This window comes from Agrobacterium sp. Azo12, assembly GCF_029193765.2.
Lineage (GTDB): Bacteria > Pseudomonadota > Alphaproteobacteria > Rhizobiales > Rhizobiaceae > Agrobacterium.
In genome coordinates, this window is the sequence record NZ_JARFYO020000001.1 from 86318 (window position 1) to 110457 (window position 24140).

24 protein-coding genes are annotated in these 24140 nt (G+C 56.0%); 8 read left to right on the forward strand and 16 right to left on the reverse strand.

Annotation, left to right across the window (positions count from 1 at the left end; translation table 11 throughout):
* Window positions 1-35: 35 nt before the first annotated feature.
* From PYL13_RS00335 to sdhC, 10 genes are all read right to left on the reverse strand, one after another.
* The gene (locus PYL13_RS00335) at window positions 36-3032 is read right to left on the reverse strand and encodes a 2-oxoglutarate dehydrogenase E1 component (RefSeq protein ID WP_275643668.1); all 2997 of its coding nucleotides are present in this window, start codon (window positions 3030-3032) and stop codon (window positions 36-38) included.
* A 171-nt stretch (window positions 3033-3203) separates the two neighbouring features.
* Entirely contained in the window at window positions 3204-4106 is a 903-nt protein-coding gene (gene sucD, locus PYL13_RS00340; RefSeq protein WP_192490402.1) for a succinate--CoA ligase subunit alpha, read from the reverse strand.
* A gap of 18 nt (window positions 4107-4124) precedes the next feature.
* Complete coding sequence (gene sucC, locus PYL13_RS00345) at window positions 4125-5318, reverse strand: ADP-forming succinate--CoA ligase subunit beta (protein ID WP_250984289.1); 1194 nt, start codon at window positions 5316-5318, stop codon at window positions 4125-4127.
* Between the two features lie 131 nt (window positions 5319-5449).
* Entirely contained in the window at window positions 5450-6412 is a 963-nt protein-coding gene (gene mdh / locus PYL13_RS00350; RefSeq protein ID WP_192490404.1) for a malate dehydrogenase, read from the reverse strand.
* A 174-nt stretch (window positions 6413-6586) separates the two neighbouring features.
* Complete coding sequence (gene zapE / locus PYL13_RS00355) at window positions 6587-7750, reverse strand: cell division protein ZapE (RefSeq protein ID WP_275643667.1); 1164 nt, start codon at window positions 7748-7750, stop codon at window positions 6587-6589.
* A gap of 65 nt (window positions 7751-7815) precedes the next feature.
* Window positions 7816-8349 (reverse strand): protease inhibitor Inh/omp19 family protein, encoded by a 534-nt coding sequence (locus tag PYL13_RS00360; RefSeq protein ID WP_275643666.1) that lies wholly within the window; start codon window positions 8347-8349, stop codon window positions 7816-7818.
* Between the two features lie 246 nt (window positions 8350-8595).
* Window positions 8596-9375, reverse strand: coding sequence for a succinate dehydrogenase iron-sulfur subunit (locus PYL13_RS00365; RefSeq protein WP_192490407.1), 780 nt, complete (start codon window positions 9373-9375; stop codon window positions 8596-8598).
* Between the two features lie 15 nt (window positions 9376-9390).
* Window positions 9391-11235: a succinate dehydrogenase flavoprotein subunit gene (gene sdhA / locus PYL13_RS00370; RefSeq protein WP_275643665.1), complete on the reverse strand. Its 1845-nt coding sequence runs from the start codon at window positions 11233-11235 to the stop codon at window positions 9391-9393.
* Between the two features lie 7 nt (window positions 11236-11242).
* Window positions 11243-11623: a succinate dehydrogenase, hydrophobic membrane anchor protein gene (sdhD, locus tag PYL13_RS00375; protein WP_192490409.1), complete on the reverse strand. Its 381-nt coding sequence runs from the start codon at window positions 11621-11623 to the stop codon at window positions 11243-11245.
* 12 nt (window positions 11624-11635) lie between these two features.
* Complete coding sequence (sdhC, locus tag PYL13_RS00380) at window positions 11636-12028, reverse strand: succinate dehydrogenase, cytochrome b556 subunit (RefSeq protein WP_250984285.1); 393 nt, start codon at window positions 12026-12028, stop codon at window positions 11636-11638.
* A gap of 305 nt (window positions 12029-12333) precedes the next feature.
* Between sdhC and PYL13_RS00385 the strand changes: the two genes are divergently transcribed.
* Window positions 12334-12708, forward strand: coding sequence for a hypothetical protein (locus PYL13_RS00385; RefSeq protein WP_250984284.1), 375 nt, complete (start codon window positions 12334-12336; stop codon window positions 12706-12708).
* Window positions 12709-12723: 15 nt separating this feature from the next.
* Here the strand turns inward: PYL13_RS00385 and PYL13_RS00390 are convergent, their stop codons facing one another.
* The 5 genes from PYL13_RS00390 to tsaD are packed head-to-tail and all read right to left on the reverse strand — an operon-like array spanning window position 12724 to window position 16228.
* A complete protein-coding gene (locus PYL13_RS00390) occupies window positions 12724-13368 on the reverse strand; it encodes a class I SAM-dependent methyltransferase (protein ID WP_275643664.1) in 645 nt (214 codons plus the stop codon).
* 8 nt (window positions 13369-13376) lie between these two features.
* Window positions 13377-13820 carry an EVE domain-containing protein gene (locus PYL13_RS00395; protein ID WP_192490413.1) on the reverse strand — a complete coding sequence of 148 codons (444 nt, stop codon included), beginning with the start codon at window positions 13818-13820 and terminating at the stop codon, window positions 13377-13379.
* 6 nt (window positions 13821-13826) lie between these two features.
* Window positions 13827-14120, reverse strand: coding sequence for a YciI-like protein (locus tag PYL13_RS00400; RefSeq protein WP_192490414.1), 294 nt, complete (start codon window positions 14118-14120; stop codon window positions 13827-13829).
* A gap of 24 nt (window positions 14121-14144) precedes the next feature.
* On the reverse strand, window positions 14145-15134 hold the full coding sequence (locus PYL13_RS00405) for an NAD(P)H-dependent glycerol-3-phosphate dehydrogenase (RefSeq protein WP_275643663.1): 990 nt from the start codon (window positions 15132-15134) through the stop codon (window positions 14145-14147).
* Window positions 15131-16228: a tRNA (adenosine(37)-N6)-threonylcarbamoyltransferase complex transferase subunit TsaD gene (tsaD, locus tag PYL13_RS00410; protein WP_275643662.1), complete on the reverse strand. Its 1098-nt coding sequence runs from the start codon at window positions 16226-16228 to the stop codon at window positions 15131-15133. The genes PYL13_RS00405 and tsaD overlap by 4 nt, the downstream gene beginning before the upstream one ends.
* A gap of 72 nt (window positions 16229-16300) precedes the next feature.
* Here tsaD and hemC point away from each other — a divergent pair, with 72 nt between their 5' ends.
* The 6 genes from hemC (at window position 16301) to PYL13_RS00440 (ending at window position 22309) form a co-directional block, all read left to right on the forward strand.
* Window positions 16301-17230, forward strand: a complete 930-nt coding sequence (gene hemC / locus PYL13_RS00415) for a hydroxymethylbilane synthase (RefSeq protein ID WP_275643661.1) — start codon at window positions 16301-16303, stop codon at window positions 17228-17230.
* A 2-nt stretch (window positions 17231-17232) separates the two neighbouring features.
* Window positions 17233-17967, forward strand: coding sequence for a uroporphyrinogen-III synthase (locus tag PYL13_RS00420; protein ID WP_275643660.1), 735 nt, complete (start codon window positions 17233-17235; stop codon window positions 17965-17967).
* Between the two features lie 81 nt (window positions 17968-18048).
* Window positions 18049-19389, forward strand: coding sequence for a COG4223 family protein (locus PYL13_RS00425; RefSeq protein ID WP_275643659.1), 1341 nt, complete (start codon window positions 18049-18051; stop codon window positions 19387-19389).
* A gap of 5 nt (window positions 19390-19394) precedes the next feature.
* On the forward strand, window positions 19395-21044 hold the full coding sequence (locus PYL13_RS00430; RefSeq protein ID WP_275643658.1) for a heme biosynthesis protein HemY: 1650 nt from the start codon (window positions 19395-19397) through the stop codon (window positions 21042-21044).
* Between the two features lie 40 nt (window positions 21045-21084).
* The gene (locus PYL13_RS00435; RefSeq protein WP_250984276.1) at window positions 21085-21576 is read left to right on the forward strand and encodes a TerB family tellurite resistance protein; all 492 of its coding nucleotides are present in this window, start codon (window positions 21085-21087) and stop codon (window positions 21574-21576) included.
* Complete coding sequence (locus PYL13_RS00440) at window positions 21566-22309, forward strand: glutamine amidotransferase (RefSeq protein ID WP_275643704.1); 744 nt, start codon at window positions 21566-21568, stop codon at window positions 22307-22309. Before PYL13_RS00435 ends, PYL13_RS00440 begins: the two co-directional genes overlap by 11 nt.
* A 43-nt stretch (window positions 22310-22352) precedes the next feature.
* Here PYL13_RS00440 and PYL13_RS00445 read toward each other — a convergent pair whose 3' ends face one another.
* Window positions 22353-23591 carry an MFS transporter gene (locus PYL13_RS00445; protein ID WP_275643657.1) on the reverse strand — a complete coding sequence of 413 codons (1239 nt, stop codon included), beginning with the start codon at window positions 23589-23591 and terminating at the stop codon, window positions 22353-22355.
* Between the two features lie 185 nt (window positions 23592-23776).
* On the opposite strand from PYL13_RS00445, the gene PYL13_RS00450 reads away from it, so the two are divergent.
* Window positions 23777-24091, forward strand: coding sequence for a YggT family protein (locus PYL13_RS00450; RefSeq protein ID WP_192490423.1), 315 nt, complete (start codon window positions 23777-23779; stop codon window positions 24089-24091).
* Window positions 24092-24140: the final 49 nt, after the last annotated feature.

The window sequence follows — 24140 nt, forward strand, 5'->3', positions numbered from 1 at the left end:
GTGTCTGTTTTGGATGGATGATGGAGGGAGAGTTTTCACTCTCCCAGCGCGTCTTCTAGGAATGCAGCAAGCTGTGCGAGATGCTTGGACATCAAACCCGTTGCAGGCGAAGCTGCAGCCGGACGGCCCGTGTAGCGTACCTTCTGGTACTTGGCGTCGATATGTGCCAGCACCCATTCCAGGTACGGGTCGATGAACGACCATGCACCCATGTTCTTAGGCTCTTCCTGGCACCAGACCATCTCCGCGTTACGGAAGCGCGACAGCTCGTTGATGAGCGCCTTGGCCGGGAACGGATAAAGCTGTTCGACACGCAGCAGGTAGATATCGTCGATGCCACGCTTTTCGCGCTCTTCGAGCAGATCGTAATAGACCTTACCCGTGCAAAGCACGACGCGACGAATCTTGGAATCCTTCTGCAGCTTGATCGGACCATCCTTGATCACTTCTGCATCGTCCCACAGCAGACGGTGGAACGAGGATTCGCCAGCTAGTTCAGCAAGCGAAGACGTTGCACGCTTGTGGCGCAGCAGGGACTTTGGCGTCATCAGAACGAGCGGCTTGCGGAAGTCGCGACGAACCTGACGGCGCAGGATGTGATAGTAGTTTGCCGGTGTGGTGACGTTGGCAACCTGCATGTTGTCTTCGGCGCAAAGCTGGAGGAAACGTTCCAGACGAGCGGAAGAGTGCTCCGGACCCTGACCTTCATAACCATGCGGCAGAAGGCAGACGAGACCGGACATGCGTAGCCACTTGCGTTCACCCGACGAGATGAACTGATCGAACACCACCTGCGCACCGTTTGCGAAGTCGCCGAACTGTGCTTCCCACAGTGTCAGTGCATTCGGACGGGCCAACGAGTAGCCATATTCGAAACCAAGTACGGCTTCTTCTGACAGCATCGAGTTGATGACTTCGTAACGAGCCTGTGTCGGAGCCAGGTTGGCAAGCGGAATGTAACGCTCTTCCGTGTCCTGATCGTAGAGAACAGAGTGGCGCTGCGAGAAGGTGCCGCGCTCGCAGTCCTGACCGGACAGACGGATCTTGTGACCTTCGACAGCAAGTGTACCGAATGCAAAGGCTTCAGCCATTGCCCAGTCGATACCTTCACCGGTTTCAACCATCTGTGCGCGGTTGTCCATGAAGCGCTGGATTGTGCGGTGCGCATTGAAGCCTTCAGGAATGGTCGACAGTTTCTTGCCGATTTCCTTGAGGGTCTTCATTGCAACGCCGGTCTTGCCACGACGCTGCTCATCGGCATTGTCTGCAACACGCAGACCCGACCACTGACCATCGAGCCAGTCAGCCTTGTTAGGCTTGTAGGACTGACCTGCTTCGAATTCCTGTTCGAGATGCGCACGCCAGTCGGCCTTCAGCTTCTCGAATTCGCCTTCGTTGATCAGGCCTTCGGCGATCAGACGGTCGGCATAGATACGTGCGACAGTCTTGTGCCCACGAATGACCTTGTACATCTTTGGCTGCGTGAACGCTGGCTCATCGCCTTCGTTATGACCAAAGCGACGGTAGCAGAACATGTCCACAACAACAGGCTTGTGGAACTTCATGCGGTATTCGGTTGCAACCTTGGCTGCATACACAACAGCTTCCGGATCATCGCCATTCACGTGGAAGATCGGCGCTTCGATCATCTTGGCAACGTCAGACGGGTAAGGCGAAGAACGCGAGAAACCCGGGTTCGTCGTAAAGCCGATCTGGTTGTTGATGATGACGTGCATGGTGCCGGCAACGCGGTGGCCGCGAAGACCGGAAAGACCGAGAATCTCAGCAACCACACCCTGACCTGCAAAAGCAGCATCACCATGAAGCAGCAAAGGAAGAACCTTTGCACGTTCTGACAATGGAATGGTGTCGCCATCCCAAACCTTCGCTAACTGGTCCTGCTTGGCGCGGGCCTTGCCCATGACAACAGGGTTGACGATTTCAAGGTGCGAAGGGTTGGCTGTCAGCGACAGGTGAACCTTGTTGCCATCGAATTCGCGGTCGGAAGAAGCACCCAGGTGGTACTTCACGTCGCCGGAGCCTTCGACTTCGTCAGGTTTGAACGAGCCGCCCTTGAACTCGTGGAACACGGCGCGGTGTGGTTTGCCCATAACGTTGGTCAAAACGTTCAGACGACCACGGTGAGCCATGCCGACGATGACTTCTTCCAGACCTTCCTGGCCGCCACGCTTGATGATCTGCTCAAGAGCAGGGATCAGCGATTCACCGCCATCAAGACCGAAACGCTTGGTGCCCTTGAAACGAACGTCGAGGAACTGCTCGTAACCTTCCGCTTCAACCAGCTTTGAAAGGATGGCTTTCTTGCCTTCAGGTGTGAAATCGACGCCCTTATCCGGACCTTCGATACGTTCCTGGATCCAGGCCTTTTCTTCCGGGCTGGACATATGCATGAACTCAACGCCGAGCGTCGAGCAATAGGTGCGCTCGAGAATTTCGAGCATTTCGCGCACGGACGCATATTCAAGGCCCAGCACGTTATCGATGAAAATCTTGCGGTCGTAGTCGCTTTCTTCAAAGCCATAGGACTTCGGCGACAACTCGTTGTAGTCCTCAACCGCGCTGGCAATGCCGAGCGGATCGAGCTTGGCGTGCAGGTGGCCACGCATGCGGTACGCACGGATCATCATGATGGCGCGTACGCTGTCGCGTGTCGCCTGAAGAACCTCTGCTTCGCTGACCGGCTTGCCGGTCTCTACGACCTTGGCTTCTGCCTTGGCCTGCACCTTCTTTTCGATGGCCTTTTCGACCGTCGCCCAATTGCCGTCCAGCGCGGAGACGAGATCGCCACCAGCAGCGATCGGCCAGTTGGCACGCTTCCAGGAAGCGCCCTTAGCGGCTTTTTTTACATCTTCGGGATTGTCGGACAGGCCCTTGAAGAAGCTCTGCCATTCCGGCGATACGGAAGAAGGATCTTCTTCATACCGTGCATAGAGCTGCTCGATGTAAGCTGCGTTCGCACCGTCGAGAAACGACGTGATCTGAAACTGCTCGTTGGCTTCTTGCCTTGCCATTTGTCCTGCGGGGGAAGTACCCCGCCTCCTCGATTTGTTGATGGCCGCTGATGGCCTGCCGCTTTGGTCATATATGCCGCCGCAGCGGCCTTCATCCCGCGCTCTGTAAGCGCATCCGGACAGCCGGCTCTTCACGATCCGCCTGCCCGGTTTTAGTCTCAGTATGTGGTCTTAGCCCTTGAGGACTTCAACCAGCGTCTTGCCGAGGCGTGCCGGGGAAGGCGAAACCTTGATACCAGCTGCTTCCATGGCAGCGATCTTGGATTCTGCATCACCCTTGCCGCCGGAAACCACAGCACCGGCGTGGCCCATGGTGCGGCCCTTCGGAGCAGTACGGCCAGCGATGAAGCCAGCCATTGGCTTCTTGCGACCCTTCTTGGCTTCGTCGATCAGGAACTGTGCTGCATCTTCTTCAGCCGAACCGCCGATTTCACCGATCATGATGATCGAGGTGGTGGCTTCGTCAGCGAGGAACATTTCCAGCACGTCGATGAACTCGGTGCCCTTGACCGGGTCGCCACCGATACCAACAGCCGTCGTCTGGCCGAGGCCTTCGTTGGATGTCTGGAACACGGCTTCATAGGTCAGAGTGCCGGAGCGCGAAACGATACCAACCGAACCCTTGCGGAAGATCGAGCCCGGCATGATGCCGATCTTGCACTCTTCCGGTGTCATGATGCCTGGGCAGTTAGGGCCAAGCAGACGCGACGTGGAGCGGTCGAGGCGAGCCTTGACGCGAACCATGTCCATGACCGGGATACCTTCGGTGATGCAGGTGATGAAAGGAATTTCAGCATCGATGGCTTCGATGATCGCATCTGCGGCGCCTGCTGGCGGAACGTAGATAACGGATGCATCAGCACCGGTCTTGTCCTTGGCTTCAGCAACAGAAGCAAAGATCGGCAGGCTTTCGCCCTTCGAACCGGTCCAGGTTTCGCCGCCCTTTTTAGGGTGGATACCACCAACCATCTGCGTGCCGTAGTAGGCAAGGGCCTGCTCGGTGTGGAAGGTACCGGTCTTGCCGGTCAGACCCTGAACGAGGATCTTTGTGTCTTTATTTACGAGAATAGACATTATTTCCGGTCCTTCAAATTAGCCGTTGATCGCCGCAACGATCTTCTTGGCTGCATCGTCGAGGTCGTCAGCAGCCGTAATTGCAAGACCCGATTCGTTCAGGAGCTTTTTGCCCAGCTCAACGTTGGTGCCTTCGAGACGCACAACGAGCGGAACCTGCAGACCGACTTCCTTCACTGCGGCGATAACGCCCTCAGCGATGACGTCGCACTTCATGATACCACCGAAGATGTTGACCAGAATGCCTTCAACCTTCGGGTCAGCCGTGATGATCTTGAATGCAGCCGCAACCTTTTCCTTGCCAGCGCCACCGCCGACGTCGCAGAAGTTTGCAGGCTCTTTGCCGTACAGCTTGATGATGTCCATCGTTGCCATGGCAAGACCAGCGCCATTGACCATGCAGCCGATGTTACCATCGAGAGCAACATAAGCGAGGTCCCACTTGGAGGCTTCGATTTCCTTGGCGTCTTCCTCGGTTTCGTCGCGCAGCAGCTTTACGTCGTCGTGACGGAAGAGCGCATTGCCATCGAAAGACATCTTGGCGTCGAGAACGCGCAGGTGGCCATCTTGCATGACGATCAGCGGGTTCACTTCGAGAAGAGCCATGTCCTTCTCGTTGAATGCCTTGTAGAGCGCAGGGAACAGTGCCTTGGCATCTTCAGCAGCAGCGTCTGTCAGTTCCAGAGCCTTGGAGATCGCAGCAACGTCGGCGTCGGTCACGCCGACTTCCGGATTGATCGCAATCGTGTGAATCTTCTCAGGCGTGTCGTGAGCAACAGCCTCGATGTCCATGCCGCCTTCGGTGGAAACCACGAAAGCAACCTGACCAACCGAGCGGTCAACCAGCAGCGAGCAGTACAGTTCGCGAGCGATGTCTGCGCCGTCTTCGATGTAGAGGCGGTTAACCTGCTTGCCAGCATCGCCCGTCTGCGCTGTTACCAGCGTGTTGCCGAGCATATCCTTGGCATGGGAGACAACTTCTTCAATGGACTTCGCAAGACGAACGCCACCCTTTGCATCTGGACCAAGCTCCTTGAATTTGCCCTTGCCACGGCCACCAGCATGAATCTGGCTCTTGACCACGTAAAGCGGGCCAGGAAGCTGCTTTGCAGCGGCTTCAGCTTCTTCAACCTTGAGGATTGCAACCCCTTCGGCGACCGGTGCACCATAGCCCTTCAAAAGAGCCTTGGCCTGATACTCATGAATATTCATGGATTAATCCCTGTTTGTAGCCGTCTGGAGCGTCCCAGATCCTGATGAACTCAGGGACGCTCTCAACTGTTGAGTCTCCGCATCGTGGTGCGCAGAGGCCTGAACTGCCCTTGCACCGATGCGTCGGGCAATTACTTCAGCGACGGAGCAATGTTGATGCAGGCTTCGCAAAGACCAGCAACCGCGCCGACGGACTTCTGGAAGGCAGCTTCCTCATCCTTGTTGAGTTCGATTTCGATGATGCGCTCGATACCGCCAGCACCGATAATGGTCGGAACGCCAACATACATGTCGTTGACGCCGTACTGACCGGAGAGGTGAGCAGCAGCAGGCAGAACGCGCTTCTTGTCCTTGAGGTAGGACTCAGCCATTTCGATTGCCGAAGCAGCAGGTGCATAATAGGCAGAACCGGTCTTCAGCAGGCCTACGATTTCAGCACCGCCGTCACGGGTGCGCTGAATGATCTGCTCGAGACGTTCGGCAGTCAGCCAGCCCATCTTCACGAGGTCGGTCAGCGGAATCCCACCAACTGTAGAATAGCGAGCAAGCGGCACCATGGTGTCACCGTGACCACCCAATACGAATGCAGTGACGTCCTGAACGGAAACGTTGAACTCTTCCGAGAGGAACAGACGGAAACGTGCGCTATCGAGAACGCCAGCCATGCCAACTACCTTGTTCTTCGGCAGACCGGAGAACTTCTGCAGCGCCCAGACCATCGCGTCGAGTGGGTTGGTGATGCAGATTACGAAAGCGTTTGGTGCATATTTCTTGATGCCGGCACCAACCTGCTCCATGACCTTGAGGTTGATGCCGAGAAGATCATCGCGGCTCATGCCCGGCTTGCGAGCAACACCAGCTGTGACGATGCAGACATCTGCGCCTTCGATAGCTGCATAGTCGCTTGCACCGGTAAGCTTGGCATTAAAACCTTCAACCGGGCCGGACTGTGCAATATCAAGACCTTTGCCCTGCGGAATGCCATCAGCAATATCGAACAGGACGATGTCGCCCAGTTCTTTCAGACTGGCGAGATGCGCCAGCGTACCACCGATCATGCCAGAACCAATAAGTGCAATCTTCTTGCGAGCCATCGAATGCTTCCTCTCGAGCTTCAACTCAATCGCTGCCATAGGGGCAGCTAAATTGTCGCACTCGACTTAGCGTCATTAGCTCAAATTGGCAATAGATTCTTTCAACGTGAGGTTTTTCAATCGTTTAGATATTAAATAACTTACGTAAACGTAAGAAAATACGTCACAGAATTGTCAAATTTCGGCGCGTTTCTCGTTGTGTTGCGTGAGATATTCCGCACTTCTCATCTCGAAAAGCCGAGATGCGGTTCGATCAAACTCGAAACCTTCGGTGCCCTTGCGCTTGCCCAGGAGGTCTTCAGGCATCGCTGCAGCCGATGCAAACAGCCGCACTTTGTGGTCGTACAATGTGTCAATAAGGATAATAAAACGTTTCGTTTCGTTGCGCTTATCCGCGTCCAGAAACGGTATATGATCAACGAAAACCGTGTCGAAACGATCGGCAATTGCCAGAAAATCGCTGGCGCCCAACGGCTTTTCGCAGAGGTCCGAGAAAGTAAATCGCGCGACACGTCCCTGCGCGTGAGGAACGTGGATGGAGCGGCCCTTCATTGGAATTTCCGTCGGCGCTATAATGTGGCCAGCGGTAACGTGATGCCAAGCCATATCCATTGCCTGATCCGCAGCACCATCGAGCGGCGAAATATAAACCGGCAAGCTGTTCAACTTTTCCATACGGTAATCGGTAGGGCTATCCAACGTCACCACGTCGACATACTTTTTGAGAAGGTTGACGAATGGCAGGAACAGCCCGCGGTTAAGACCGTCCCTGTAGAGATTATCTGGCACGACGTTGGAGGTGGTGACCAGTGTACAACCGTTGGCAAACAACTCGGTAAACAACCGCGCCAAGATCATCGCGTCGGCAATATCGGTGACCGTAAATTCGTCGAAGCACAGCAACTTTGCTTCTGCCAGCAATGCCGCAGCGACCGGCGGAATAGGGTCTGCCTGTTTGGTTTCGCCATTCTTCAGCTTTTGCCGATGAGCGTGAACCCGGTTATGAACGTCGGCCATAAACTCGTGAAAATGGCAACGGCGCTTGGATTCAACCGGCGCCATCTCATAGAACATGTCCATCAGCATGGTTTTGCCACGGCCGACACTGCCATAGACATAAAGCCCTTTAACCGCATTGTTCTGCTTTGCCTTGCGGGCAAACATCCAGCCAAGGGCGCTGGATTTTTTGGCAGGTTTCAGGGTCTTCAGGTCGTGCAGGATACGGTCAAGCTGCGTGGCCACCTCGATCTGCGCCGGATCGGCTTTCAACTCGCCTGATGCGGTCAGGCTTTTCAGCCGTTCGACAACGCTTAGATTATAGTCGGGAAGTGGCTGCATCGAACGGCGCCCTGAAATATGGGCGCCGCGCACCCGAAATGGGGTGTGTAATGTGAAAAGCCGACTTAGCGGCTAAGGCTGATCGGCTGACCGCTGTTTGTCGTGCCGTCGTAACGTGTATCGCCGCTCTTGTAGACGCGACCAAGCGTGTTGCCAGCACGATCCTTGAACAGAACCATCTTGCCGGACACTTCCCATGAACCCATGGCGGTCAACTCGCCTGCGCAACCACGTGTGCCGCCGCGCGAACCGCTACCGAGATTGGTTAAGGTCAGGAACATGTCGCAATTTGCGCCGCCATTGGCCACACGCCAGTTACCAACCATGGTTTCCTTGCGGATATCCATAGCCGTCGCAGGCGCCGCAGCAGCCATGTCAACACCGCCCTGGGTGGGTGCTGTGGCTGGTGCGGTTGGAAACTGTGAACTGCCACCGGGTGGAGGCAATGCTCCGGACTGCACCGAAGGCACCGGTTGGGCCTGTAGCGGAGGCGTATAGCCAGAATTGCCGCTGTTATTGTTGTAGTCGTAAGACGTACGTTGGCAACCCGCCAGAGTCATTACGACTGCAATGCCCGTTGCCACATATCTCAATTGCATATCAAGCTCCCGTTCGCTGCTCGCCGTAACACATGAACTGCCGTTGCATATCGGAATTAGCGTATTTCAGTTTGGTTAATCAAGTCAGCACAGGCTTAAATAACCGTTACCAGCGTTTCAAGCCTTGTCCGAGACGAGCAAATCCCGTCACGGCATAAACAAAAGCCGTGACCGGAATGCGGCCACGGCTTCCAAAATCTCCCGCCTGATACGAAACACACCGGTTTCTCAGGCGGGTTTTATAAATCAGACGCGGCGCTCGACCATCATCTTCTTGATTTCCGCAATAGCCTTGGCCGGGTTCAGACCCTTCGGGCATGCCTGTGCGCAGTTCATGATAGTGTGGCAACGGTAAAGACGGAACGGATCTTCGAGGTTATCGAGACGTTCGCCGGTTGCCTCATCACGGCTGTCGATGAGCCAACGGTAAGCCTGCAGCAGAACCGCTGGACCGAGGTAACGGTCGCCATTCCACCAGTAGCTGGGACAGGACGTCGAGCAGCATGCGCACAGAATGCACTCATAAAGACCATCCAGCTTCTGGCGGTCTTCATGGCTCTGCTTCCATTCCTTGGCCGGAGCCGGAGACACTGTCTTCAACCATGGCTCGATCGAACGGTGCTGGGCGTAGAAGTTGCTGAGGTCAGGAATCAGATCCTTCACCACAGGCATATGCGGCAGCGGGTAAACCTTAACGGTACCCTTGATCTCGTCCATGCCCTTGGTGCAGGCCAGCGTATTCGTGCCGTCGATGTTCATGGCGCACGAGCCGCAGATGCCTTCACGACAGGAACGGCGCAGCGTCAGCGTCGGGTCGATATTGTTCTTGATGTACAAAAGTGCATCAAGAACCATCGGGCCACAATCATCGATATCGATATAATAGGTATCGATACGCGGGTTCTGGCCGTCATCAGGGTTCCAGCGATAAACGCGATATTCGCGAACGTTCTGGGCGCCTTGAGGCTTCGGCCAGACCTTGCCTTCGTTGATCTGGGAATTCTTGGGGAGAGAAAGTTCAACCATGTCCAGTTCCTCAAATCAGTAGACGCGGGCCTTCGGCGCGATCTTCTTGGGATCAATGCCGTCGGCGATCAGGTCGGTATGGACCGGACGATAGTCGAGTTTAACGTCACCCTGCTCGTTGACCCACGCCAGCGTGTGCTTGCGCCAGTTAACGTCATCGCGACCGGCAAACGGACCATCAACGAAGTCTTCGCGTGCATGGCTGCCGCGGCTTTCCTTGCGGGCTTCCGCACCGTAAACCGTGGTGATGGCGTTGGCCATCAGGTTGTGCAGCTCGAGCGTTTCGACGAGATCGGAGTTCCAGACCATCGAACGGTCGGTAACCTTGACGTCCGGCAATTCCTTCCAGATGGCGGAAAGACGCTTGCAACCGCTTTCCAGCGATTCCTGCGTACGGAACACGGCAGCGTCGTCCTGCATGGCGCGCTGCATCTTGTCACGAAGAACAGCCGTCGGCGTGCCGCCATTGGCGTAACGCAGACTGTCAAAACGATCCATGATCTTCTCGCAGGCCGCAACGTTGAGCGCCGGGATCGGTTCTTCGCGGTTGATAACCTCGGCAGCGCGGATAGCCGCAGCGCGACCAAATACCACAAGGTCGATCAGCGAGTTGGAGCCAAGACGGTTTGCACCGTGCACGGATGCACAACCGGCTTCACCAACCGCCATCAGGCCCGGGATAACCCGCTCCGGATTGTTGCTGTCAGCGTTCAGCACTTCGCCCCAATAGTTGGTCGGAATGCCGCCCATGTTGTAGTGAACGGTCGGCAGAACCGGGATCGGTTCGCGCGTCACGTCAACACCTGCGAAAATCTTGGCGCTTTCGGAAATACCCGGCAGACGCTCATGCAAAATGTCCGGATCAAGGTGGTCCAGATGCAGGAAGATGTGGTCCTTGTTCTTGCCAACGCCACGGCCTTCACGGATTTCCATGGTCATGCAGCGCGAGACAACGTCACGCGAGGCAAGGTCCTTGGCGGAAGGTGCGTAACGCTCCATGAAGCGTTCGCCTTCGGAGTTGACGAGATAACCGCCCTCACCGCGCGCACCTTCAGTAATCAGGCAGCCTGCGCCGTAAATGCCGGTCGGGTGGAACTGAACAAATTCCATGTCCTGCAGCGGCAGGCCAGCGCGTGCGATCATGCCGCCGCCATCACCCGTGCAGGTGTGTGCGGACGTGGCAGAGAAGTAGGCGCGGCCGTAACCGCCAGTCGCCAACACCACCATCTTGGCAGAGAAGCGATGGATCGTGCCGTCATCAAGGTTCCAGGCGACAACGCCGGTGCAACGGCTGCCGTCGTCAGACATGATCAGATCAAGTGCGAAGTATTCGATGAAGAATTCGGCGTTGTTGCGCAGCGACTGGCCATAGAGCGTGTGCAAAATGGCGTGGCCGGTACGGTCGGCAGCAGCGCAGGTACGCTGTACCGGCGGGCCTTCACCGTAGTTCTGCATGTGACCGCCGAACGGGCGCTGATAGATTTTGCCTTCAGCGTTACGTGAGAACGGCACGCCGTAATGCTCAAGCTCATAAACCGCCTTTGGCGCTTCCATGGCGAGATACTGCATGGCGTCAACGTCGCCCAACCAGTCGGAGCCCTTCACGGTATCGTAAAGGTGCCATTGCCAACAGTCAGGTGTCATGTTGGTCAGCGAAGCGGCAATACCGCCCTGCGCCGCAACCGTGTGCGAGCGGGTCGGGAAAACCTTGGTGATGCAAGCCGTGCGGAAACCCTGTTCGGCCATGCCGAGCGTCGCGCGAAGACCGGCGCCGCCTGCACCCACGACGATCACGTCGTAGGAGTGGTCGACATAGGTATAGGCCTTGCCATTCTGTGAAGGTGAGCTTGGAGATGCCATGACCGGTTTATCCTGCGAATGCGATTTTCAGAATGGCGAACAGACAGAGACCGCCAACAGCGACTGCAAAGAAGGTGTTGAGCATCACAAGCACTAGCTTGGATACTTCGCCGTGCACGTAGTCCTCGATGATAACCTGCATGCCAAGCTTCATGTGAATGAGGCCAGAGATGATCACGAGGCCCATCACCACCGCAACGAGCGGGTGAGAAAGCGCAGCCTTCACTTCCTCGTAAGGCGCGCCGCCATACATGACGAGGAAGACGACGAAAAAGATGAGAAGCGGCACGTTGGCAACGGCCGTCAGGCGCTGGCGCCAGAAGTGCTCGGTGCCTTCCTTTGCGGAGCCGAGGCCACGAACTTTGCCGAGGGGTGTACGCATATCCATATATGTATCTCCTTAGCGCACGATGAGGGCGATGACCCAGATCAGCGCGGTCAGACAGATCGAAGCCGCGAACATTGCCTTGGCCAGCTTGGTGTTGAAGTGTTTTTCAAAACCGTGTCCAAGATCCCACATGAAGTGACGCAGACCGCCCAGCATGTGGTGAACCAGTGCCCATGTGTAGCCGATCAAGATGATCTTGCCGATGATCGTGCCCATGGCCCATTGAACCCAGGCATAGGCATCAACACCTGACGCCGTTGCGATAAGCCACCAGGCAACCAGCAACGTGCCGAAATACAGCGCTCCGCCCGTGATGCGATGGACGATCGATGCAAACATCGTCGGAATCATGGAGTAAATTTGAAGATGCGGCGACAGAGGCCGATTATTAGTACCGTTCGCCATCAGAACCTCGCGGCGTTTTCCTTTGCGCTCCGAATTTTCGGGCGTCCTACAACAACGCACATGACGAAAGAATGTGCATTGCACCAACCGCGACCTTTAATCGCACGATGGCATCACGACAAGCACAATTCATGGCTGATTCGAATTTAATCGATTGTGTTTTGAGATTCCTGCGAAATTTTTGCTCGGCAAAATAAAAAGTACAGCATTTCCAAGATCACAACGCCAAAAATTTTGACTTTTACGTAAATCAAAAATGCGATATTTAATAGTTTGTTAAGGTGAAAAACCGGAGAAAAAAGCTCATGTTCGACAAACGAATCGCATTGCGACTGACCACCCTGTCAAGCATGATTGCCTTGGCTCTGCCTGTTATGGCGGCAGAAAATTACAATAGTTACCGCCATCATAATCCCGACCGCGACACACGCCAAGAGGTCGTTGGTGGCAACGGATTGCCATCTTATATCCCACGAGTTGGCACCTATGCAGGCTCGATTTCCGGCGTGCGCTTCAAAGGAAATGGCATCTATTTCTACAAGCAGGGCCGCCCCGCCTTTTCTCAGGCAAACAGCACCTCGCAAACACTCGCACCCAAGGCGAAGATCATTCACGTCAACGCCAGAACGGCAGGCGCCGAATGCTCCTACGAGGCCGGCGTTTGCGTGATCCGTCCATAACGGACAAAAAAAGGTTCAGATAAACCGCCAGACAGTGGTTTTTTTCACGTCACTGTCTTCGAGTGCGCGCGTCACCGGCACCTGATAGGTTGCCAGCAGCTCAAGCCTTTCCTTGGGCAGATAGGCGCGACCGGGATCACCGACCATCACAGTGACACCCTTTTCACAGAGCGCTACAAACCACGGCACCAGCATCTCGGCAAAGGCGCGGTCGTAAAATACATCACCTGCCAGAAGAACATCGGTACGGAGATCGGTACCGACGAGGTTGTCGCCGGTAAAGCCGATTTCAGCAACGTTCTCCGCAGCGTTGAGTGCGATAGCAGTCTCTGCCCAGGGATCGATGTCGGCAGCCATGACACTGGCAGCCCCGGCCTTTGAGGCGGCGATGGCAACCAAACCGGAGCCACTGGCAAAATCAAGTACCTTCTTGCCAGCAACGGTCGCCGGGTGATCAAGCACATAGCGTGCAAGACCCTGCCCACCGGCCCAGGCAAATGCCCAGAACGGTGGCGGCAGGCCGATCTCATCCAGTTCTTCTTCGGTTTTCAGCCATAGATCATGCGCCTCACTGGCCAGATGCAAACGCACCTCCGGCACATGCGGCGGGGTCATGACATCCGTGTTGGCACGGATGAACTGGCTGGGATCGGTCTTCACGTGGATTATCAGTCCGGCGAGCGCGGTGGCTTATCGAGGTTACCCATCCGGCAAACCTCGAGGTATTCCTCTTCGGTCACCGGCTGCACAGAAAGCCGCATGGAGGTGACCAGCGACATTTTCTCCAACTTCGGATTAGCCTTCACATCCTTCAGGGTAACGGACTTTGGCATATCGCAAACGGCGCGAATATCCACACAATCCCATTTGGGATCGCCTTCCGCCGTCGAATCCGGATGAGACAACGCGCAAACCTCGGCAATACCAACCACTTCCAGACCCTCGTTGGAATGGTAGAAGAAGCCCTTGTCGCCAATCTTCATGGCGCGCATGTTGTTGCGTGCCTGATAATTGCGGACACCGCCCCATTCTTCACCAACGTCGCCCTTGGCCTTTTGCTGTGTCCAGGACCATGTGTCCGGTTCGGACTTGAAGAGCCAGTAATTTGCCATGGCCAATTACGCTCCCGGATTGTTGAAGACCCAATTGTAGGGCTTCACTTCGACGCTTTCGAACAGGCCGGCCTTTGCATAAGGATCAGCATCGGCAAGTGCCTTGGCAGCATCGATGTCAGCAGCTTCAACGATCACCAGGCTGCCATTTGGCTTTCCTTCGGCATCGAGAAATGGTCCGGCTATCTTCAAGGTGCCTTCGGCATTCAGTTTGTTGAGGTGCTCAAGATGCACAGGACGGGTTTCCATGCGCAGATTCAGGTGACCGGGCTTGTCTTTGCAGATAAAGGCAAACAGCATTTTCATCTCCTTAAGGGCCATCACTCATTCAGTGGTGATAGGCCGTGTCATCAATTGTTGCATGGCAGTGCGCACATCAAGGCTGCCTTCTATAATGGCAGCCACGGCATCCGTCACAGGCATATCTATCGCAAGTCCCTCAGCCAGCCGGGCAGCAACCGAGGCAGCGAATGCGCCTTCGACCAGACCACCGCCGAATGCGCCAGCATCCAGCCCCTGCCCAAGTGCAATACCAAAACGCAGGTTGCGCGATTGGTGGCTTGTGGCCGTCAATACCAGATCGCCAAGTCCCGAAAGACCACGCACGGTATCTGCCTTGCCGCCCATGGCCACCACAAGCCGCGACATTTCCGCAAGACCGCGTGAAATCAGCGCCGCCCGCGCCGAATCGCCAAGCCCAGCGCCTTCGACAATACCGCAGGCAATCGCCAGCACATTTTTCAACGCGCCACCCAGCTGTACACCAGTGCGATCGCTCGAGGAATAGAGCCTAAATGTGCGGCCGGAAATGGTTTGCGCCAGTCTCTCGGCATCGCCAGCCTCAGCTGCCGCGATCGCCATGGCTGTCGGCAATCCCTTGGCGATATCTGCGGCAAAACCGGGCCCAGACAACACAGCAATCGGGTGACGCGGCAGTTCGTGTTCCAGAACATCGGTCAGCAACCGTCCCGACGAGCGATCGATGCCCTTGGCGCAAGTTACGATGATTGCATCATTAGCCAGGTAAGGACCGTAGTGGCGCGCTGCATCGGCTTGCGCCTGCGATGGCATGGCAAACAGCACGATACCGGCATCGGTAAGCACGTTGGCGTCAGCTGAAAACTGCAGTGCATCTGGCAGGCTGATGCCAGGCAGCGCCGCTTCGTGCACGCCATCGGTTTTCAAATCTGCCATCAGGGACGGATCGCGCCCTAGCAGGATGACGTCGTGGCGGTTTTCCAGCGCCATGACCACGGCAAGCGCTGTGCCGAAAGCACCGGCACCAATAACGACGACCTTTTCGCGCTCGTTCATGCCTTTGCTCCGCGCTTGCCAAAGCCAATCAATGTTTGCGCCGAGGCATCCAGTGGCCAGCGCGAACGTGGTTGCGTATCCAGACCATCCGATGGCATGTCTTGCGCCATACGCTCAAGTCCTGCCCATGCAATCATCACGGCATTATCGGTGCAAAGATTAAGCGGCGGAGCGACAAAGCGGAATTTGTGCTTGTCACACAGCTCCTGCAACGTCCGCCGGATCTCCTGATTGGCCGCCACGCCACCGGCAACCACTAGCGCAGGCATTCCATCGACATCAGGGAATTCTTCGCGGAACCGCTGCAAGCCACGGCCGATGCGGTCCTTCAACGTGCGCGAAACCGCCTTCTGGAATGATGCGCAGATATCGGAAATATCCTGGTCTGACAGCGGCACGATAGCAGTCGCCGCCTGACGAACTGCAGTTTTCAAACCTGAAAAAGAAAAATCAAGCCGTGTCTCCCCCACCATCGGCCGCGGCAAGGCAAAGCGATCAGGATTACCGCTCGCAGCCGCCCGCTCAACGGCTGGTCCCCCGGGATAGGGAAGTCCAAGCAGCTTGGCAGTTTTATCGAACGCCTCACCCAGCGCATCGTCGATCGTCGTTCCCCAACGCTCATATTGACCGACGCCGCGCACCAGAATGAGCTGCGTGTGGCCGCCGGACACCAGAAGCATCAGATAGGGGAACGACAGCCCGTCCGTCAGCCGCGCCGTTAGCGCATGACCTTCCAGATGGTTGACTGCATAAAGCGGCTTATCGGCAGCACGCGCAATGGCTTTGCCAGTCATCAAACCAACGATCAGACCACCAATCAGGCCGGGGCCGGAGGTTGCGGCCACCGCATCGATATCAGCAAGTGTAACGCCAGCACTGTTCAATGCTTCCTCAACCAGCGTATCGAGTGCCTCGACATGGGCGCGGGCTGCGATTTCGGGGACGACACCGCCATAAGCGCTATGCTCATCGAGCTGCGACAAAACGACGTCGGACACGATCTCGCCACGACCGTCAGGATGCCGGATTACAACGGCAGCAGCGGTTTCGTCACAACTTGTCTCTATGCCGAGGATACGTAGAAAGGAGGCCATTAACCTGTTCGTTCATTGCGATGCTTGGGAAACTTAGGTACGAACACCTCCGGTAACAATGGATAGAAGCGGATGCAAACAAAACCTTTCCGAATCGGCACACGCGGCAGCCCTCTGGCACTTGCGCAGGCTTATGAAACACGCGACCGGTTGATGAAAGCGCACAACCTGCCGCAGGAAATGTTTGAGGTTGTTGTGCTGTCCACCATGGGGGATCGCATTACCGACCGTGCCCTATCGGAAATCGGTGGCAAAGGCCTGTTCACGGAAGAACTGGAAGCCCAGCTTTCTTCTGGCGATCTCGACTTCGCGGTACATTCTTCAAAGGACATGCCGACCGTATTGCCCGAAGGCCTGTTCCTTTCCGCTTTCCTTCCGCGTGAAGATTTCAGAGATGCCTTTATCGGCCGTACGGCAAAAACGCTGATGGAATTGCCGCATGCAGCGGTTGTTGGTTCGTCGTCTTTGCGTCGCCAGGCGCTCATTCGTCGTCTGCGTCCCGATATCAGCACCATCATTTTCCGTGGTCTGGTCGATACCCGCCTGCGCAAGCTGGAAGAAGGACAGGCCGATGCCACCCTTCTCGCCTATGCTGGCCTGAAACGTCTTGGAAAGCAGGACGTGCCAACCGCGCTGCTTGATCCGAAAGAATTTCCGCCTGCTCCAGCGCAGGGCGCAATCTGCGTCGAAAGCCGCATCAATGACGCCCGGGCCAATGACATGCTGGCCGCAATCAATGATCAGCCGACCTATGATGCCGTGACGTGCGAACGGGCATTTCTGGGCGCGCTCGACGGTTCCTGTCGCACACCGATTGCCGGTTATGCCCTTTGTGACGGCGACGACCTGCATTTCCGTGGCCTCATTCTGACGCCAGACGGACAGACCGAACACGGCATAGAAGTAAGCGGCAAACGTGCTGATGCTGCTGATCTCGGCCGAAAGGCTGGTGAACAGGTTCGTGCCGCAGCTGGCGCAGGTTTCTTCGAGAGCTGGGATTAAGCATGCGCATTGTCGTCACACGCCCGGAAAACACCGGAAAAAAGACGGCAGCACTTTTGCATGACATGGGACATGACGCGGTGCTTCTGCCATTGGTGGAAGCCCGCCACGATATCGAAGCCGCCAGACTTGCGGTGGCGAGCCCATGGGCTTCACTGACCTTTACCAGTGCTCAGGCTCTTGCCGTGTTGGCGGATGCCAAAATTGATTTACGGCCTTTTGCGAAAAAGCCGGTTTTTGCCGTAGGTCAGGCAACGGCGACTGCCGCCAGACATGCGGGTTTTGAGAATATCCAGACCGCGGACGGTTATGGTGAAAGCCTTGCCCGACTGATTGGCGAGCAAATCAATGGGTCCGACGGCACCATCGCGCCCCTGCTTTACCTGGCAGGATCCCCCCGATCACCAGCGCTTGAAACCGCGCTGGATGGTTTGGGAATTACCTATACGACGACGGAATGTTATCGCATGTTGCCGATTGATTGGTCGAATGACGATCTCGACGCCTTGCTAGTGGCAAAACCGGTTGACGCCGTGCTGTTGTTCTCGACTGAAACCGCACGGCTTTTTTTTAAAAATATTATTTCTGACCGCTACGAGAACGAGCTTCGGCACAGCCATTTCTTCTGTCTAAGTGACAATGTGGCAGCCGCAGTTCCCGAGGCTTTTTCCAGCAATGTTCATGTCAGTTCCCTGCCGTCGCAGGCGGGCCTGCTTGACCTTCTAAAGTCGCATTAGGAACCTAATTCGTGCCTTTGCTCTTTCCTTTGCGGTCATCACTGACTAGTTTTGAATTGTTGAAGGCACAAAGAGGTAGACATGGTCTCGGGAAAACCGCCACGCCACTCCAGGACAAAAGCCGAACCGGTCACGATCGACCTTGATGCAAAGGACGTGAAAACGCTTGCGCCCGGCGCAATGGAGCCGGACAAACAAGAGCCGGTCATCGCGGCTGATCAACCTTCACAGGACATTCCTGCCTCATCGCCAATTGAACCGCAGCCGAATGTGGATATTGGCGACGAGCCGAAAGACGAACAGATAAATGAAAAGCCCTCATTTGAGGAGCAACTTTCAGAGGTCTCTGACAAACCGGATGCCCCCAAAACTCTGGAACGTGAAACTCAGGAAAATGAGGTGAAGGAAGCGGCGCAGCAAGAAGAGCCAGTCTTCTCGCCACCACCGCCTCAACAGCCCGCCTCGACAGAGGCCCGGCATGGATCATCAAGCTTCATCGCCGCTGGCATTTTTGGTGGCCTGATCGCACTGCTTGCCGCTGGCAGCATGCAATATGCGGGCTACCTTCCACCCTTCTCGTCAGCAGCCAATCAGGATGCGGAAAATGCACTGCCGGCAGAAATAGCCAGCCTCAAAACGCAACTTTCCGCTCTCCAGCAACAAGCACAATCAGCGCCAGCCGCAGACGCATCCGCCCTTGAGACCCGCTTGGCCGCACTTGAAAATTCCGTACCTGCAGCAGGAGGCGAAAGTGCCGATGTCTCTGGCCTTGCCGATAAAATCGCAAGCCTTGAAGGAACGGTATCCAGCCTTCAATCCGAACGCTCTGCACAGGAAACGGCCACTGCTGATCTGACGCGCCGGTTGAACGATGCTGAAGCCAAACTCAATGAACCGCGGGACGACATCGAAGTCGCCCGTGCCATTGCATCCGCAGGCCTGAAGGCAGCCGTCGATCGTGGCGGGCCATTCCTGACAGAACTGGACACCCTTGCCGGTGTTGCAACCGACGATCCGTCCGTGGCGGCCTTGAAACCTTTTGCCACCACCGGCGTCCCATCGCGTGCCGAATTACTGCGAACATTCCCGGACGTTGCAAACTCTATGCTGGCCACGTTGAACCAGCCCGACCCCAACCAGTCGATCGTCGAGCGCTTGACCGAAAGCGCCTATTCGCTGGTCAAGGTAAGGCCGGTCGGCAACATTGAAGGTGAGACGCCTGAAGCCGTCATAGCGCGCATGGAAGACAAGATGCGCAATGGCGACCTGCAAGGTGCCGCTCTGGAATGGAATGCTCTTCCCGATGCGGCCAAAACCGTATCAACCGCCTACAAACAATCGCTTGATGCACGGATAGAGGTTGAAAAACTGGTCGGCGACAGCCTGTCGCGCGCCATCAACAGCTCCGGGCAGAAGGGATAAGCGGCATGGCAAAAATTCTGACCTTTATCGTCCTTGTTCTGGCCATCGGTTTTGGTTTTTCATGGCTTGCTGACAGGCCGGGCGTGCTTTCAGTCGTCTGGCAAGGACAGCTCATTGAAATGAGCCTGATGGTCGCGGCCTCCATGATCGCGGTGCTGGTTGCCGCTGTCATGCTGTTGTGGTGGCTGTTTGCCGCCATCTGGACCTCACCTTATGCAGCCCGCCGTTATTTCCGCGCCCGCAAGCGTGACCGTGGTTATCAGGCGCTTTCAACCGGCTTGATTGCCGCTGGTGCCGGTAATGCGCTGATGGCACGCAAGATGACGGCCCGTGCTCAAGGACTGATCAGCGCCGATCAGGAACCGTTGATCCATTTGCTCGAAGCACAGGCAGCCCTCATTGAAGGCAAATATGACGAAGCCCGCCGCAAGTTCGAGGCGATGGCACAGGATCCCGAGACACGCGAACTGGGTTTGCGAGGCCTCTATATCGAGGCACGACGTCAGGGCGCGCACGAAGCCGCCATGCAATATGCCGAAGATGCCGCTGAAAAAGCCCCCTACCTTCCATGGGCAGCTCAGGCTGCATTGGAATTCCGCAGCCGCACCGGCCAGTGGGATGATGCCATTCGCCTGCTCGATCAGCAAAAGGCTGCTCATGTTATGGATCGCGGCGAGGCAGAGCGCCTGAAAGCCGTGCTGTTGACCGCCAAAGCCAATGATAAGCTGGAAGGCGACCCGAAGGGCGCGCGTGATGATGCGCTGCAGGCACTCAAGCTTGCCAAGAGCCTTGTCCCGGCCGCTCTCATTGCCGCCAAGGCCTATATTCGCGAAGATAATCTGCGCAAGGCAGCCTCGGTGCTGGAAAGTGTGTGGAAAATCGCCCCGCACCCTGAAGTCGCGGCCGTTTACGTGCGTGCACGCAGCGGCGATACGGCAATCGATCGTCTAAAGCGGGCAGAGAAGCTGGAAGCCCTGCGACCCAACAACGTTGAATCGCTGTTTACCGTGGCGCATGCTGCACTGGATGCCAAGGAATTTGCCAAGGCCCGCAGCAAAGCTGAAGCAGCCGCCAGAATTGAACCGCGTGAAAGCATTTTCCTGCTGATGGCGGATATTGAAGATTCTGAAAACGGTGATCAGGGCCGAGTGCGTCACTGGATGGCGCAGGCGCTGCGTGCGCCCCGTGATCCTTCATGGGTGGCTGATGGCATTGCCTCTGAAAAATGGTTGCCCATCTCACCGGTCACCGGTCGACTGGATGCCTTTGAGTGGAAGGCGCCGTTTGGACAAATCGAAGGCCCGTTGGAAAATGCCGATGTCAAAGAGGCATTCGCCTCACTGCCACCGGTTGCCAAGCCAGCGACGCCAAAAGCACCTGAGCCTAAGCCTGCAGCAGTAAAGCCGATCGACATTCCGCCTGTCGTGACAGTTGCCGAGAAAGCAGAAAAGCCGGCAAAGCCGATCTCAACACCAGCACCAGCTCAAACATCGACGCCTGCCCCCAAATCCAAAGAAACAATTGCTGCACCGCCATTGGCAGAAACGGCAAAGGAAGAGGAACCAGTTCCGTTCTTTGGCGGTTTGCCGGATGACCCGGGCGTTAAAAAGGCCGGCTCTGAACAGGAACCCAAAACTCGGCTCAAGCTGTTTTGATCTGCAAGTCTCATGAAGCGCCAATTTGAACAGGATAGGCATGCTTAATCGTATTCAATCCTTTTTTCAGGAACTTACGGGTGGTCATTCCGGAAAAGACTTTGCACCGGATGATCTGCGTGTCGCTGTTGCGGCGCTATGTTTCCAGGTGATGGAAGCCGATGGCACCATTTCCAAAAGCGAACGCCAGAAATTGCGGGAAATACTTTCGCAGTATTATTCGTTGAGTGGCAGCACGCTGGAAGCTCTTCTCGAGGCCGGACGCGAGGCAGGCACCGAAGCGGTCGATTATTACCGTTTTACCACCGATATTCGCCGTCACCTTGATGAAGCCCAGCGCGTCGCGTTGATCGGTATCCTCTGGGATATCGTTTACGCAGATGGCGATCGCAGCGAAATGGAAGACCACGTGATCTGGCGTATCGCCGATCTGCTCGGTGTTTCGGTCCGCGATCGGGTTTTGCAACGGCAACAGGCTGCAACGCGCACCACAAATGTCAGGGAAAATGAAAACGACGAAAATGCTGTTTGACCCCTCCCGTCAACAGAGCCGGAAGCCTGCAATACTGGTCGTTCTGCATCAAGAGCGGTCAACACCCGGCAGAGTTGGCCAGATGCTGGAGGAAAAAGGATATTCGCTGGATGTCCGTCGACCAGCGCTGGGTGATCCCCTGCCCGACACTCTAGTGAACCACGCTGGTGCAGTTATTTTCGGTGGCCCGATGAGCGCCAACGATCCGCATGATTACGTCAAGACGGAAATCGACTGGCTGAAAGTGCCACTCAAGGAGGACAAGCCGTTTCTCGGCATCTGTCTTGGTGCGCAAATGTTGTCGAAACATCTTGGCGGCAAGGTTCATGCCGCCAATGATGGTCAGGTCGAAATCGGCTGGTACCCACTGCACAGCACCGAGAAGGGCCGGTTGCTGATGCCACACTGGCCAAAGATGGTCTACCATTTCCATCGTGAAGGGTTCGAACTGCCACGGAGTGCTGATCTTCTGGCAACCGGTGATGCCTATCCCAACCAGGCTTTTCGTTACGGGAAGAACGCCTGGGGGCTGCAGTTCCACGCGGAATTGACCCGCGCCATGATGCAGCGCTGGGTCGTACACGGTGCTGAACGTTTCACGATGCCGAATGCTCAGGTCGGCAGCAAGCACCTCGAGGGACGGATGATGTTCGACACGCCGCTTCGGGCCTGGTTGTCGAATTTTCTGGAAATGGTTTTTGAAGGAAGACCACAGCGCCAGAAAGCGCTGTAAGTCTTGCCGAACACCTCCCCCGAATTTGACGATGGAAGAACGTCTAGAGATGTTTCGGCATATCCAGACTGTCGACTCTGCGCAGCTTCGGGAAGCTCAACGCCCAGACGACCGCCACAGCCAGTGTTCCAAAACCGCCAATCACCACGGCCGGGACAGCGCCGATCACGTGCGCCATGGTACCAGCGCGAAACTCGCCCAGTTCATTGGATGCGCCGACAAACACCATGTTGACGGCATTGACGCGACCACGCACCTCGTCCGGCGTCCAGAGCGCAATCAGCGTTTCACGCACATAAACCGACACCATGTCAGCAGCACCCATCGCCATCAGCGCACCAATGGAAACCCATGCGGTCTGGGACAGGCCAAATACAATAGTCGCCACACCAAACAGCGCCACGCCGACAAACATCAGCATGCCGGCATGATGACGAATGGGATTGAAGGCCAGAAAAGCCGCAACCACGATTGCACCAATTCCGGGTGCCGCACGCAGAAGACCAAGGCCCCAAGGACCAAGTGTCAACACTTCCTTGGCAAAAATCGGCATCAGCGCCACAGCACCGCCAAGCAGCACGGCAAACAGATCAAGCGAGATCGCACCGAGAACGATTTTTTCCTGCGAGATGAAGCGAAAGCCTGCCAGCATGCTTTCCAGAGATACGGCACGGGCCGGGCTGCGTTGTTCCGGCTTCTTGATGGAGAAGGCCAATACAGCGGAAAGGGCAAACGCCGCGAGCGCCACTGAATAGGCAATCCATGCGCCGGCGCCATACAGCAGGCCACCGGCAACCGGGCCCATGATCGAGGCCATCTGCCAGGACGATGAGTTCCAGGCAATCGCATTGGGCAGGTCTTCTGCCGGGACAAGGTTGGGGGCAAGCGATTGCACGGCAGGGCCCATAAACGCCCGCTCAATGCCAAAGATGACGAGGATAAGAAACACCAGCCACGGCACGAAATTATGCGTCAGTGTCAATCCCAGCAGCATTGCAGCGCATAGACAGGCAACCAGCAGGCAGCTTGCCATGATCATGCGACGATTATGCCTGTCGGCCACGGTGCCCGTAACCAGAATAAGCAGAAGCGATGGCAGAAACTGAAACAGGCCGATCAAGCCAAGGTAGAAACTGTTACCCGTTACCTCATACATCTGCCAACCGACGGATACGCTGACGATCTGTACGGCAAAAGCTGAAAAGAAACGCGCCGTGAAGAAACGGCGGTAAGAGGGATGCCGGAAAGCGCCGAAGCGATTTTCAGCGGAAGGCAGAGACATTGGTTTGACTTTCGGCTGGTGGCCAATCGATATGAGGCAGGACCACGGCAATAGATGGATGAGGCGCGTGATTATGTCGCGCTTCCATAAAGCTATTAAGCATGAATCACCAGCCCTGTTGCGGCGGGTCTTGCCGGTTCAAGCTGCAATGTCTAAATGTCTGTCTGCAACTCATGGAGATATTGATGCCAGGCATTATAGACGCGCTGCTTAGTGTTATCATTCTAGCACTGAATCTGTATTGGTGGATATTGATCGCAAGCGCCATTTTTTCCTGGCTCTATGCGTTCAACGTCATCAATTCAAGAAACCAGTTCGTCAGCTCGATTGGCGCCTTTTTATACAACGTTACCGAGCCAGTCCTGCGTCCCATCCGGCGTGTTCTGCCAAATCTCGGCGGTATCGACATTTCACCGATCATCGTTCTGCTTGGCATCGTTTTCCTGCAGATGATCATCCAAAATCCGATCCGACCGTTTCTGTTGTCGCTGTTCCAATAAGGCATCACAGACTGCCCATAAGACTGCCGGTGTAAACTTATGGGCCGGC